Below are 12,809 nucleotides of genomic sequence, written 5' to 3'. Positions count from 1 at the left end.
GTGCCGGCGGGCTCCGCGGACGACGGCCGGCCGCGCCGCCGACCAGCCGACTCCGGGATGATCCGGGGATGGGCTCGGACGTCGCCACGGAGATCGAGCGGTGGCTCGGTGCCGTCGACGTGCATCCCGAGCGCGCCCCCGACTGGCTCCGGCCGCTCGTCGGCGCGGCCGCCGACATCCGTCCCGAGGCGCTCAGCCACAACGACCTGCCCGCGACGACCGCGGGCGCGCGGCAGGCGGCGGTCCTCGTCCTCTTCGGCGAGGGCCCGGACGGCCCGGACGTCCTGCTCCAGCAGCGGGCGGGCGGTCTCCGGAACCACGCCGGTCAGCCGTCGTTCCCCGGCGGGGGTCGCGAGGACGGCGACCGCGGCCCGGTGCAGACCGCGCTCCGCGAGGCGGTCGAGGAGACGGGGCTCGATCCCGCGGGCGTCACGCCGCTGACGACCCTGCCCCGGCTGTTCATCCCGCCGTCCGGGTTCCAGGTGACCGCGGTCCTGGCGCACTGGCACCGTCCGTCGACCGTGACGGCGGTGGACGTCGGGGAGACCGCCCGCGTCGCGCGCGTCCCGCTCCGCGAGCTCGCCGATCCCGACAACCGCCTGACCGTCGAGCTGTCCCGCTGGGTCGGGCCCGCGTTCGACGTCGCCGGGATGCTCGTCTGGGGCTTCACCGGCGAGGTCGTGGCCGCCCTCCTGCGGCTCGGCGGGTGGGAGCGGCCGTGGGACGCCGCGCCGCGGTGGTCGCTCGACGAGGCCCGGGAGCGCGCGGAGGCGGGACACCCCGGGTGAGCGGCCCGGCGTGCGCCCCGTCGGTGGCCCGCCGCGCCCGGTCCCGACGCCCCTACGCCACGAGGTTCGGTGCCCAGCCCAGCGCGGGCGCGATCTCCTTCGCGATCGTCTCCAGCATCCGGGCGTTGTACTCCACGCCCAGCTGGTTGGGGACGGTGAGCAGCAGCGTGTCGGCGGCCCGCACCGCGACGTCGCGGCGGAGCTCCTCCGCGATCGCGTCCGGCTCGCCCGCGTAGGTCTTCCCGAACCGCGAGAGCGCGCCGTCGAGGACGCCGACCTGGTCGTTCCCGCCGCCGTTCCCGAAGTACCGGCGGTCGAGGTCGGAGATGATCGGCAGGACGCTGCGGCTGACCGAGACCCGCGGGGTGCGCTCCCAGCCGGCCTCGCCCCACGCCTCGCGGTAGAGCAGGATCTGCTCGAGCTGCAGCTGGTCGAACGACACGCCCGTGTCCTCCAGCAGCAGCGTCGAGCTCATGAGGTTCATGCCCTGGCGGGCGGCCCAGACCGCGGTGTCGCGACTGCCCGAGCCCCACCAGATGCGATCGGCGAGCCCGGGGGCCTGCGGCTGGATCGCCAGACGCATGCCCGTCCCCGACATCTGCGGGTTCGAGTCGGCGACGCCCGCCCCGGCGATCGCGGCCCGGAAGCGCTCCGTGTGGTCGCGGGCCATGTCGGCGTCGCTGTGCCCGTCGACAGGCACGTGCCCGAACGTCGCGGGGCCCTCGAGCGCGGGCTCCGGTGACCCACGGCTCACGCCGAGCTGCAGTCGCTGGTCCGCGAGCAGGTCGGTCGTCGCGGCGGCCTCGGCCATGTACAGCGGGTTCTCGTACCGCATGTCGATGATCCCGGTGCCCAACTCGATCAGGCTGGTGCGGGCGGCCATCGCGGCCAGGAGCGGGAACGGCGAGGCGATCTGCCGGGCGTAGTGGTGGACGCGGACGTAGGCCCCGTCGATCCCCAGCTCCTCGGCGGCGACCGCGAGCTCGACCGTCTGCTTGAGCGCATCGCCACCGGTGGGCGTCATCGAACCGGGGCTGCGTCCCCAGTGGCCGAAGGAGAGGAAGCCGATGCGATCCATGGAGGGATCCTAGCACGAAACGGACCGTGGTCCGAATAGCAGCGGTGGTCGCTGGGTCGGTGAGACGGCGGTGTCCGGCTGCGGCCGACGCGTCGGGTCGTACGGGCGCACGACGTGGGTGGAAGCGCCCGATTTCCCCCGTTGGGCACCCGGGCGGGAGAGACTCGGTCCATGACCGACACGAAGACCGGCCACTGCCTCTGCGGAGCCGTCGAGTACTCCTTCACCGGCGATCCCGCGATGGTCGCCCAGTGCCACTGCGACGACTGCCAGCGCCAGAGCGGCGCCTGCTTCTCGCTGAACGTGGCCGTGCCGCTCGCGGCCCTCACCGTCGACGACGCGAAGCTCAAGACCTACGGGACGACCGGGACCGACTCCGGGCAGCCGCGGGAGCGCCGCTTCTGCCCCGAGTGCGGCTCGCCGGTGATCACGCTCCTGGCCGAGATGCCGGAGCTCGCGTTCATCAAGGCCGGGACGCTCGACGACCGCTCGTGGCTGCAGCCGCAGGTCGAGGTCTGGCGCGAGAGCGCGCAGCCGTGGGTCGGCCAGGACGACGCGATCGGCTCCTTCCCGCGCGACCTGCAGCAGGCCTGAGGCGCGGCGGGGCGCGTCGCGGGCCTCAGCCCGCGACGTACTCCGCGAGGTGCTCGCCGGTCAGCGTCGAGCCGTCCGCGACGAGCTCGGCCGGCGTGCCCTCGAAGACGACCCGGCCGCCGTCGTGGCCGGCGCCGGGGCCGAGGTCGATGATCCAGTCGGCGTGGGCCATGACCGCCTGGTGGTGCTCGATGACGATCACCGACTTGCCGGACTCGACGAGGCGGTCCAGCAGGCCGAGGAGCTGCTCGACGTCGGCGAGGTGCAGGCCCGTGGTCGGCTCGTCGAGGACGTAGATCTGCGGTGGGTGGGGACCGGGTCCCCCCATGTGGACGGCGAGCTTCAGGCGCTGGCGCTCGCCACCCGACAAGGTGGTGAGCGGTTGGCCGAGGCTGATGTAGCCGAGGCCCACGTCGTCCAGGCGCGCGAGGATCTTGTGCGCTGCGGGGAGCTTGCCCTCGCCGGCACCGAAGAACGCGGTGGCCTCGGAGACCGGCATCGCGAGGACCTCACTGATGTCCTTGCCGCCGAACCGGTACTCGAGAACCTCGGGCTGGAAGCGCTTGCCCTCGCAGTCCTCGCACGGCGCCGAGACGCCGGCCATGATCGCCAGGTCGGTGTAGATCACGCCCGCCCCGTTGCAGGTCGGGCAGGCGCCCTCGGAGTTCGCGCTGAAGAGCCCGGGCTTGACGCCGTTCTCCTTCGCGAACGCCTTCCGGATCGGCTCCAACAGCTTCGTGTAGGTCGCGGGGTTGCTCCGCCGGGAGCCCTTGATCGCGCTCTGGTCGACGGCGACGACGTCGTCCCGTCCGGCCACGGAGCCGTGGATCAGCGAGCTCTTGCCCGAGCCCGCGACGCCGGTGACGACGGTCAGGACGCCGAGGGGGACGTCGACGTCGACGTCCTGCAGATTGTGGGTGTCGGCGCCCCAGATCTCGAGCGCGCCCGTCGACGACCGGACCTCGGCCTTCAGCGCGGCGCGGTCGTCGAGGTGCCGGCCGGTGAGCGTGTCGCTGGCGCGCAGGCCCTCGACGGTGCCCTCGAAGACGACCTCGCCGCCCGCCGTGCCGGCCCGCGGGCCGAGGTCGACGACGTGGTCGGCGATCGCGATCGCCTCGGGCTTGTGCTCGACCACCAGGACGGTGTTGCCCTTGTCGCGCAGCCGGAGCAGCAGCCGGTTCATCCGCCGGATGTCGTGCGGGTGGAGGCCGACCGTCGGCTCGTCGAACACGTAGGTGACGTCGGTGAGCGACGAGCCCAGGTGGCGGATCATCTTCGTCCGCTGCGCCTCGCCGCCCGACAGCGTGCCGGTCGGTCGGTCGAGCGACAGGTAGCCCAGGCCGATCTCCACGAACGAGTCGACCGTGTCGCGGAGCGATTGCAGCAGGGGTCCGACGGAGGGCTCGTCGAGTTCCCGGACCCACTCGCCGAGATCGCTGATCTGCATCGCGCACGCGTCGGCGATCGAGATCCCGGCGATCTTCGAGGACCGGGCGCCGGCGTTCAGACGGGTCCCGTCGCACTCCGGGCAGGGCGTGAACGTGATCGCGCGGTCGACGAACGCCCGGATGTGGGGCTGCATCGCCTCGCGGTCCTTCGACAGGAACGACTTCTGGATCTGGGGGATCAGCCCCATGTAGGTGAGGTTGATCCCCTCGATCTTGACCTTCGTGGCCTCCTTGTGGAGGAGGTCGTCGAGCTCCTGCTCCGTGAATCTCGCGATCGGCTTGTCGGGGTCGAAGAGGCCGCAGCCGCGGAAGATGCGGCCGTTCCAGCCCTCCATGCTGTATCCGGGGATCGTGACGGCGCTCTCGTTGAGCGACTTCGTCTCGTCGTAGAGGGCGGTCAGGTCGAAGTCCGAGACGGAGCCCATGCCCTCGCACCTGGGGCACATGCCGCCGGTGATCGAGAACGACTTGCGGACGGTCTTCGACGAGCCCTTCTCGACCGTGACCGCCCCGCCGCCCTTGACCGACGGGATGTTGAACGCGAACGCCTTCGGCCCGCCGACGTACGGCTGTCCGAGCCGGCTGAAGAGGACCCGCAGCATCGCGTTCGCGTCGGTCGCGGTGCCGACCGTCGATCGCGCGTTCGCGCCCATACGCTCCTGGTCGACGATGATCGCCGTCGTGAGGCCGTCGAGGACGTCGACCTCGGGCCGCGCCAGCGTCGGCATCAGGCCCTGGAGGAAGGCGCTGTAGGTCTCGTTGATCATGCGCTGCGACTCGGCGGCGATCGTGCCGAAGACCAGGGAGCTCTTCCCCGACCCGGAGACCCCGGTGAAGACCGTCAGGCGCCGCTTCGGGAGCTCGACCGAGACGTCCCGCAGGTTGTTGACGCGCGCCCCGTGGACGCGGATGAGGTCGTGGCGGTCGGCGGCGTGCGCCGGAGTCTGCTCCTCGGTCCTCGGGGCGGTGCTCATCGGGTCTCCGTGCTCGGTGGCGCTCGGGGCGGGGTCAGCGGCCCTGGATGCGGATCAGGTTCCCGGCGGGGTCGCGGAAGGAGCAGTCGCGGACGCCGTAGGGCTGATCGGTCGGCTCCTGCACGACCTCGGCGTCGCCCGACTGCAGCCGCGCGAACGTGGCGTCGACGTCGTCGGTGGCGAGGTTGATGCTCGCGAAGGTGCCCTTCGCCATCATCTCGGCGACCGTGCGGCGCTCGTCGTCGGTGAGGCCGGGGGTGGCGGCCGGCGGGTAGAGCACGATCGAGGTGCCGGTGCCGCCGGGAGGCCCGAGGGTGATTCAGTGCATCCCGCCGTACTCGACGTCCTCCCGGACCTCGAGCCCGAGCGCGTCGCGGTAGAAGCGCAGCGACGCCTGCGGGTCCTCGTGGGGGAGCAGTGCCTGGTGAATCGCGATGTCCATGCGGGGCAGGCTAGGCGCGGGTCGGGGCCGGCGCTTCTCGATTCCTGACCGGTCGCGTGACCTGCTTCGCGACGCAGGCGGGCATGCCGACCGTGGCGGCCGCGGCCTCGCGCCGGTAGACGCTGGGCGGCACGCCGACGAGCTCCGTGAACCGCGTGCTGAACGTCCCGAGCGACGAGCACCCTACGGCGAAGCAGACCTCGGTGACGTTCATGTCCCCGCGACGGAGCAGCGCCATCGCGCGCTCGATCCGGCGGGTCATCAGGTAGCCGTAGGGCGACTCGCCGTACGCGGCCCGGAAGCGGCGGCTGAAGTGCCCGGCCGACATGTGCGCCCCGCGCGCCAGGGCCTCGACGTCGAGCGGCCGGTCGTACTCGCGGTCGATCCGGTCGCGGACGCGGCGCAGGAGCGCGAGCTCGCGCAGGTGCTCCGCGTCGGCGGGCGGGGTGCTCACGAGCGGCATCATGCCACGTCGCGTGCGGCGCGCCCGGGGGTGTGCGCGGGCGACCGACGGTGCCGGGAGAACCGCGCCCGTCCCGGCGGCGCCGTCGTCACCCGGCGTCGTGGGCCCGGGCGAGCGGCGACTGGTAGATCGACCGCACGACGTCGCCGTCGAGCCACGCCGTCAGTCGTTCAGCCTCGTCCGCCAGGGGCCGGCGGGCGGCGCGGGGGAGCGTGCCGGCCGGGACCACGACGACGGTCCCGTCGTCCTGCTGGGTCCAGCCGCCGACGACCCGGCCGTCCCACCAGGCGGTCGGGCCGCCGTTCCCGTTGCGGTCGAAGAGCTGCGGGGCGAGGTCCCCGAGGTGGAAGACCCGGCCCTTCCAGCCCATCGTCGTCGGGTCCAGCGCGGGCAGCAGCGCCGCCCAGGGCGCGGGGGCCTCGACCTCCGCGGTGTCGTCCGGGTGGAGCCAGGCCGGCGCGCCGTCCTCGAGCGCCACGGGGACCGCCCCGACGTCGGTGAGCGCGTGGCGGACCGCGCCCTTCGTCGCGCCGAGCCACCACACGAGGTCGTCCTCGGTGCCGGGCCCGAACCGCAGCAGCCAGCGGCCGACGAGCTCGGCGTAGCCCGCCCGCGGGTCCACCGGGGCGACGGGCGCGCCGAGCCAGTCCTCGGCGATCGTCCAGTGCGGGCGGGAGACCTTCCAGCCCGCGGCGGGCGCGCCGCGGAGCACGCTGCCGTCGGCGGCCAGCACCCCGAGGACCTGCGGAGCGATCGGCACGTTCGCGCCGTACGACTTGCCCGGGGAGCGGTCGATCCGTAGCGCGAGGGCCGGCAGCGCCTCCCGCAGCTGCTGCGTGGTCGCCGGCGCCCCGCGGAGACGCTCGCGCACCGCCGCGCACGTCTCCGCCAGCCACGCCGTGCCGTCGTCGGCGAGGCCGTTCAGCTCGACCTCCTTCGCGAGCCGGGCGGACAGCTGGGCGGCGACCCGGGCCGCCGCGCTCCCCAGCACCGCCGGGAGCAGATCGCGCGGGAACGCGAAGACCGTGCGCCGCATCGCGAGCTGCAGGACCACCGTGCGGTCGTCGTGGAGCGCGCGCCGCACGTCGTCCGCGGAGGCCCCGGACCTCGCGTGCGCGGAGAGGAAGACGCTGGCGGGCTCCGTCGCGTGGAGGCAGACCGTCGCGGCGACCGCCGCCTCGACGGTGACGGCCCGGTGGTCCGCTGCGAGCGCGTGCCGGACGCCCAGGCGCGCGCGGCGTTCGGCGTCGCGGACGGTGCGCAGCGGTCGCGGGTCGGCGGTGCTCACCCCCGCAGTATCGGTGCTCCGGCCGGCGTCTCCGGTGCCGCCGCGTCGGCATCCCTGGAGAAGACGGTCGCCCGCGTCTTCCCGGCCCGCTTCGACGCCCGCAGCGCGACGTCCGCACGGCGACGGAGCTCGGGCGCCGACACGCCGTCCAAGGGCGCGGACGCCACGCCGGCGCTCGCGCTGATCCCGGCCATCGCGATCGCCTCGAGCGCTCGCCGCGCGATCGTCTCGCCGTCGCCGATGCCGAGGACGATGAACTCGTCGCCGCCCAGCCGGCCGAAGGTGTCGGCCCGGCGCAGCGAGGACATGACGGCGTGCGCGGCGGCCTTCAGCACCACGTCGCCGGCCTGGTGGCCCTCCCGCTTGTTCAGCTTGCCGAAGTCGTCCAGGTCGATGAGGACCAGTGCGACCGGCGCGTCCGCCCGGGCGCGGGCGACCATCCGCTCCGACTCCGCGAGCAGCGCGGCCCGCGACAGCGCGCCCGTCAGCGGATCGCGCAGCAGCTCGTGGGTCTCGTTCGACACGGTGCCGACGCTCAGGAGGAGGCCGGCACCCGCGACCAGGATCGTCGCGGTCTGCGCGTCGAGCCCGTGGGCGGCGATCGGCGAGAAGAGGATCACGACCACGACGACCCGCCCGACCGCGCTGGCCCGGCCGCCCCGGCCGACGACGCCCAGCGCGGCGCTCACGAGCCACAGGAGCGTCAGCGCCCCGATCCCCGGGGGGCCGAGCGTGACGATGAGGATCCCGGCGACGAGCGCGAACGGCTCCTCGACCCGCAGCCAGTGCTCGGGGACCCGGCGGCGGTGGACGAGCCCGGTCGCGAGCAGGATCGCGAACCCGACCGCGGCCGCCTGCGGCACCGGGTGGACGGCCGGATCGACGACGAGGAGCATGATCCCGAAGCACGCCAGTGCCAGCCGGACCTGGGACGCGTAGTCCCGGGCCGCCGCGACCGCCGCGGTCGGCGGCGTGCGGACCACCGGCCTCACGACGCGCCTCGCGGCGTGCCGCGGTCGTCCGGCGCGCCGGACGGGCGCGGGGAGGGCGTCGAGCTGGGGGAGTGGCTCATGCTGTGAGATTCGGCGACGCCCGCATCACCCTTGACCCCGCCCGCCGCGGGTGGACCGTTGGGCCCCCCACGCGATGCGCCTGCGTCAGGTCCGCGGCAGCTTCGCCGCGAGGACGTCGACCGGGGTGATGGTCGGCGGCATCTCGAAGAGCTCCGCGCCGCGCGCGACGATCGCGGTCCGGACCTCGCCCTGCAGGTGGGTCTCGCGGTCGTCCTCGGTCTCGAACGCGTCGAAGATCGCGAACGAGCGCTCGCCCCGCCGGAAGGCGAACCACGTGAGCGTCCCCGGCTCGGCGTCCACGAGGGTCTTCGCCTCGACGAGGAAGTCGGCGACGGCCGCCTCCCGGCCGGGGAGGGCCTCGAACTCGACGAGGAATCCGTATGCGGGCACGTGGTGGTCCTTTGCTGGTCGGTGGGCGCCGGACGCGGCGTCCCGGCCACCGTAGGTCGGCCGGGGTGGGACGCCGGCCGCCGTGGCCTGATCCGAGGGATGCTCGTCCTTGCGGACGCCACGTCGGCCCGTAGAGTCCCGCCCATGACCCGCCGGCAGGTGGTGCTCCTGGGCGCCGAGGGGATGCAGACGATCGGGATCGCGGGGCCGATCGAGATCCTCGACGCGGCCACGCAGGTGCTGGACGGCACGGGCGGGTACGACGTCCGGATCGCGACGCTCGACGGACTGCCGGTGCGCGCGTCGGCGGGGATGCGGATCGCCGCCGACCTGGCGCTCGGGCAGGTCCGCTCCCGCGGCGTCGACACGCTGATCGTCGGTGGCGGCATGCGCTCGCCTCGGGGCAGCGCCGACCCGCGGTTCCCGGCCGCGATCGAGCGGATCGCCCGGGGCGCCCGCCGCACCTGCTCGGTCTGCACCGGAGCGTTCCACCTCGCCGAGGCGGGTCTCCTGGACGGCCGGACCGCGACGACGCACTGGGCGTTCTGCGCCGAGCTCGCCCGGCGTCATCCCGCCGTGACGGTCGCCCCGGACCGGATCTTCGTGCGGGACGGCCCGGTCACGACGTCGGCCGGGGCGACCGCCGGCATGGACCTCGCGCTCGCGCTCGTGGAGGAGGACCACGGCCCCGACGTCGCACGGGCCGTCGCGCGCTGGACGGTGATGTTCCTCCAGCGCCCCGGCGGTCAGTCCCAGTTCTCCGCGCGCCTCGGGGTCGCCGCCGACGTCGACCCGTCCCTTCGTACGGTCCTCGACGAGGTCGTGGCGGATCCCGCGGGCGACCACCGCCTGAGCGCCCTCGCGCGACGGGCCGCGCTGTCGGAGCGGCACTTCCGCCGGCGGTTCGCCGACCAGACGGGGACGACGCCCGCCCGCTTCGTCGAGCGGGTGCGGGTCGAGGCCGCGCGGGAGCTCCTCGAGCGCACCGCGACGCCGGTCGACGAGGTCGCGGCGCGCTGCGGGTTCGGCAGCCCGGAGACCCTCCGCCGTGCCTGCCTCCGCGTCATCGGGGTCGGGCCGGCGGGCTACCGGGCGCGGTTCCGGACGACGGCCGACGGGGCCGCGCCGCACTGACCGGCCGCCCGCGCCGGGCCGGCGTCCCGCGACGTCCGGCGGGCGCGCCCGAGGGTGGCGCGAACCCGCTTGCCTGGCGGTTCACGCCCGGTCGCCTCCGGCTGTGGTTGTCTTCCCTCCCGTGATGGTCGTACGAACGCACCGACGGGTCGCCGCGCCGCCCGCCCCGAGCACCCTGAGCGGAGCCACGGCATGAGCGCCGGGCTCGCCGCGCTGCTCGACGACGTCGCCGTCCTGGCGCGCGCCGCCGCGGCCTCGATCGACGACGTCGCCGCCGGTGCCGGCCGCGCGAGCGTGAAGGCCGTCGGCGTGATCGTCGACGACACCGCCGTGACGCCGCGCTACGTCCAGGGCGTGTCGCCGCAGCGCGAGATCCCGATGATCCGGCGCATCGCGATCGGGTCGCTCCGCAACAAGATCCTCTTCATCCTGCCGGTCGTCCTCGTCCTCAGCGAGTTCGTCGACTGGCTGCTGACCCCGATCCTCATGGTCGGCGGCTGCTACCTCTGCTTCGAGGGCGCGGAGAAGCTGTGGGAGGCCGTCGGTCCGCACCGCCACCACCACGCGGCGCAGGCGGAGGCCGACGGGTCCGCGGACGAGGAGGAGCTCGTCAAGGGCGCGATCAGGACGGACTTCATCCTCTCGGCGGAGATCATGGTGATCTCGCTGAACGAGGTGGACCACGAGCCGATCGTCGCCCGCGCGGTCATCCTGATCGGGGTCGCGATCCTCATCACGACGATCGTCTACGGCGCCGTGGCGCTGATCGTGAAGATGGACGACGTCGGCCTCCGCCTGGCGAAGACCGGCGACGGCGGCGTCGCGTCGTTCGGCCGCGGGCTCGTGCGCGGCATGCCGGTCGTGCTCTCCGTGCTCTCGACGGTCGGCATCGCCGCGATGCTCTGGGTCGGCGGGCACATCCTCCTCGTCGGGCTGAAGGACCTGGGCTTCGAGTGGCTCTACCACCAGGTGCACCACGCCGAGGAGGAGGTCCACCACGCCCTCGGCGCGTTCGGCGGCGTCGGTGGGTGGCTGACGAACACGTTCGCGTCCGCCGTCCTCGGGATCGTCGTCGGCGCGATCATCACGGCGGTGGTGCTGCGGTTCCACGGGCACGGCGACGCCGCGACCCAGGACCACTGACCGGGCGGCGCGGCACGGTGCTGCGGCGCGCTACCGCGCCAGCGGGTTCGCGATCGTGTAGCGGCCGGGGCGCAGCCCCTTCCCGCGCACCACCACGCTGATCCGCGCCTGCTTCCGGATCCCGCGCGCGGTCACGGCGGTCCCGGGCACGAAGCCCGTGCGGTCCAGGCGCAACCCGCCCTTGGCGGTCCTCGTCGCCGAGCCGCTGCGCAGGCCGGCGACGCGCGTGCTCTTCGCCGCGGCCGCGGCCGCGGCGAAGGGGTCCTCGTCCTCCCCGTCGTCCTCGGAGGTCGCGGCGGCCACCTCACGCGCGGCGTCGAGGATCGTCGCACGGGCCACCGCCCGGGCCCGGGCGGGGCCGGTGCGGCCGAGCTCCGCGGGCGACGACGGCACGAGCGGGACGGCGCGCTCGACCTCGGCGGGGGCGACGCACCGGCGGACGGGCCGACCGGTCACCAGGGCGCCGAGGGCGGCGTCGACGCACTCCTCGGCGGTCCCGACCGACGAGGCGGTCGTCAGGACCGAGTGACCGACGCCCGGCACGTCGAGCACCGTCGACCGGGGGTACCGCGCGGCGACCCGGCGGGCCTCCTCCGGGGGCGTCCGGACGTCGTCGGCCCCGCTGAGGAGCAGCGTCGGCACGTCCGGGGCGGGCGGGACGGACGCGTGCTCCGGCTCGGCAGGCCAGAAGGCGCACGGGACGGCCGGGGAGACGACGATCGCATCCTCCGGACTCCACCCGCCGCGTTCCGCGTCGCTGCGGGCAGCCAGGGCGTCGAGGATCGCGCGGGACCGGGCCTCGCCGGGCGGGGTGCCCGGCGCCCACGGCCCGTCCGTGTCGCGGCACAGCGTCGCGAGGAAGCTCCCCTGGCTGTCGAGACCGGCGGCGCCGACCGCTTCGGGGTCCTCGTCGTCGCCCTCCCGGGCCCCGAACCCGACCGCCCGGGCCAGCCGCGCGAGGGGCTGGGGATCCCCCTCCCCGGCGCGCCGCAGCGCGGCGGGGAGCGCCGATCGCAGGTCCGGCCGCAGGTCGCCCGCCTGGATCAGGCCGAGCAGCACGGCGTCGTCGAGGGTCGCGGGCCGGCGCCTCCCCGTCCCGTCGTCGACGGTGACCGTGAGCGGCAGACGCTCGCGGGTCCGGCGCAGGTCGCCCAGGACGTCGTCGGTCACACCACGGCACGCGCCGCGGGCGCACGCGTTCCGCAGCGCGCCGGGGATGGCGCGCAGCGTCGCGAGCGAGAACGGGTCGTCCGGGGCGGCGTCGACCGTGGAGTCCAGGACCATCCCGGAGACCCGGTCGGGGTACGCGGCCGCGTAGCGCTGGGCCGTGAGGCTGCCGTAGGAGACCCCGACGAGGAGGAGCTTGTCGTAGCCCCCGGCGATGCGCACGGCCTCGAGGTCCGCCACGACGTCGGTCGTGGCGTAGCGGTCGATCGCGGGCCCGATGCGCCGGGCGCAGGAGCCGATCCGCTGGCCCTGCGTCAGGCCGCTGACCGCCGAGGACTCGAGCTCGGGGCAGGCGATGAGGTCGGTCGAGCGGCCCGTGCCACGGGTGTCCACGGCGACGAGGTCCCGCTTCCGCTGGAGCGGCACGAGGCTGCGGACGAGGTCCTGCACGAGCGGGGTCCCCGCCTGACCGGGGCCGCCGGGGAGGAGCATCACGGCCTCGCGCCGGACCTTCCGCCGCGACTCGCCCGGCTGGATCGTCCGGACCGACAGCCCGATCTCCCCCGGGACCGTCCCGGTGCGGTCCAGCGGCACGACGACGCGGGTGCATCGTTCGCGCCCGGCCGACTGGTCCCCGCACGCGTATCCGGCGCCGGAGGCCGGAGGAGCCACGGCCGCGGCGAGCACGAGGGGCAGCACCAGGGCCGGGGGACGGAGCGACGGGCGACGGGACCTTCGGGACACACGCGACACGGGGGCAGCGTAGCTCCGCGCGCCGGACGGCAGGGGCGCCGGCCGCGGAGCCGGGGCGCATGGCCGCGCGTCGG

At 74.8% G+C, this 12,809-nt stretch carries 11 protein-coding genes and 1 pseudogene; 4 read left to right on the top strand and 8 right to left on the bottom strand.

Annotation, left to right across the window (positions count from 1 at the left end; all coding sequences use genetic code 11):
- Positions 1 to 68 precede the first annotated feature (68 nt).
- Positions 69 to 788, top strand: a complete 720-nt coding sequence (locus tag PATMI_RS0119760) for an NUDIX hydrolase (protein WP_051472070.1) — start codon at positions 69 to 71, stop codon at positions 786 to 788.
- Between the two features lie 52 nt (positions 789 to 840).
- Here the strand turns inward: PATMI_RS0119760 and PATMI_RS0119755 are convergent, their stop codons facing one another.
- A complete protein-coding gene (locus PATMI_RS0119755) occupies positions 841 to 1,866 on the bottom strand; it encodes an LLM class flavin-dependent oxidoreductase (protein ID WP_026912135.1) in 1,026 nt (341 codons plus the stop codon).
- Between the two features lie 171 nt (positions 1,867 to 2,037).
- Here PATMI_RS0119755 and PATMI_RS0119750 point away from each other — a divergent pair, with 171 nt between their 5' ends.
- Positions 2,038 to 2,460, top strand: coding sequence for a GFA family protein (locus tag PATMI_RS0119750; protein ID WP_026912134.1), 423 nt, complete (start codon positions 2,038 to 2,040; stop codon positions 2,458 to 2,460).
- A 25-nt stretch (positions 2,461 to 2,485) separates the two neighbouring features.
- Here PATMI_RS0119750 and PATMI_RS0119745 read toward each other — a convergent pair whose 3' ends face one another.
- From PATMI_RS0119745 to PATMI_RS0119720, 6 genes and pseudogenes are all read right to left on the bottom strand, one after another.
- The gene (locus PATMI_RS0119745; RefSeq protein ID WP_026912133.1) at positions 2,486 to 4,882 is read right to left on the bottom strand and encodes an ATP-binding cassette domain-containing protein; all 2,397 of its coding nucleotides are present in this window, start codon (positions 4,880 to 4,882) and stop codon (positions 2,486 to 2,488) included.
- A gap of 34 nt (positions 4,883 to 4,916) precedes the next feature.
- A pseudogene (locus tag PATMI_RS38735) lies at positions 4,917 to 5,324 on the bottom strand (VOC family protein).
- 10 nt (positions 5,325 to 5,334) lie between these two features.
- Positions 5,335 to 5,778, bottom strand: coding sequence for a helix-turn-helix domain-containing protein (locus PATMI_RS0119735; RefSeq protein ID WP_026912132.1), 444 nt, complete (start codon positions 5,776 to 5,778; stop codon positions 5,335 to 5,337).
- 97 nt (positions 5,779 to 5,875) lie between these two features.
- A complete protein-coding gene (locus tag PATMI_RS0119730) occupies positions 5,876 to 7,075 on the bottom strand; it encodes a winged helix DNA-binding domain-containing protein (RefSeq protein ID WP_245604215.1) in 1,200 nt (399 codons plus the stop codon).
- A complete protein-coding gene (locus tag PATMI_RS35120; protein WP_157260870.1) occupies positions 7,072 to 8,067 on the bottom strand; it encodes a GGDEF domain-containing protein in 996 nt (331 codons plus the stop codon). The genes PATMI_RS0119730 and PATMI_RS35120 overlap by 4 nt, the downstream gene beginning before the upstream one ends.
- Positions 8,068 to 8,232: 165 nt before the next feature.
- Positions 8,233 to 8,538 (bottom strand): putative quinol monooxygenase, encoded by a 306-nt coding sequence (locus PATMI_RS0119720; RefSeq protein ID WP_026912129.1) that lies wholly within the window; start codon positions 8,536 to 8,538, stop codon positions 8,233 to 8,235.
- 144 nt (positions 8,539 to 8,682) lie between these two features.
- Here PATMI_RS0119720 and PATMI_RS0119715 point away from each other — a divergent pair, with 144 nt between their 5' ends.
- Positions 8,683 to 9,672: a GlxA family transcriptional regulator gene (locus tag PATMI_RS0119715; RefSeq protein ID WP_026912128.1), complete on the top strand. Its 990-nt coding sequence runs from the start codon at positions 8,683 to 8,685 to the stop codon at positions 9,670 to 9,672.
- 192 nt (positions 9,673 to 9,864) lie between these two features.
- Positions 9,865 to 10,815, top strand: coding sequence for a DUF808 domain-containing protein (locus PATMI_RS0119710; protein WP_026912127.1), 951 nt, complete (start codon positions 9,865 to 9,867; stop codon positions 10,813 to 10,815).
- Positions 10,816 to 10,845: 30 nt separating this feature from the next.
- Here the strand turns inward: PATMI_RS0119710 and PATMI_RS0119705 are convergent, their stop codons facing one another.
- On the bottom strand, positions 10,846 to 12,735 hold the full coding sequence (locus PATMI_RS0119705) for an alpha/beta fold hydrolase (RefSeq protein ID WP_169738402.1): 1,890 nt from the start codon (positions 12,733 to 12,735) through the stop codon (positions 10,846 to 10,848).
- Between the last annotated feature and the right edge of the window lie 74 nt (positions 12,736 to 12,809).

This window comes from Patulibacter minatonensis DSM 18081, assembly GCF_000519325.1.
GTDB classification, from domain to species: domain Bacteria; phylum Actinomycetota; class Thermoleophilia; order Solirubrobacterales; family Solirubrobacteraceae; genus Patulibacter; species Patulibacter minatonensis.
Note: the sequence above shows the minus strand (reverse complement) of the source record. Positions and strands in the feature narration are given on the sequence as shown.

Excerpts from the sequence above, each read along its gene's own strand:
- PATMI_RS0119710 (WP_026912127.1), top strand. The coding sequence starts at position 9,865 with ATGAGCGCCGGGCTCGCCGCGCTGCTCGACGACGTCGCCGTCCTGGCG.
- PATMI_RS0119745 (WP_026912133.1), bottom strand. The coding sequence starts at position 4,882 with ATGAGCACCGCCCCGAGGACCGAGGAGCAGACTCCGGCGCACGCCGCC.
- PATMI_RS0119750 (WP_026912134.1), top strand. The coding sequence starts at position 2,038 with ATGACCGACACGAAGACCGGCCACTGCCTCTGCGGAGCCGTCGAGTAC.
- PATMI_RS0119715 (WP_026912128.1), top strand. The coding sequence starts at position 8,683 with ATGACCCGCCGGCAGGTGGTGCTCCTGGGCGCCGAGGGGATGCAGACG.
- PATMI_RS0119760 (WP_051472070.1), top strand. The coding sequence starts at position 69 with ATGGGCTCGGACGTCGCCACGGAGATCGAGCGGTGGCTCGGTGCCGTC.
- PATMI_RS0119755 (WP_026912135.1), bottom strand. The coding sequence starts at position 1,866 with ATGGATCGCATCGGCTTCCTCTCCTTCGGCCACTGGGGACGCAGCCCC.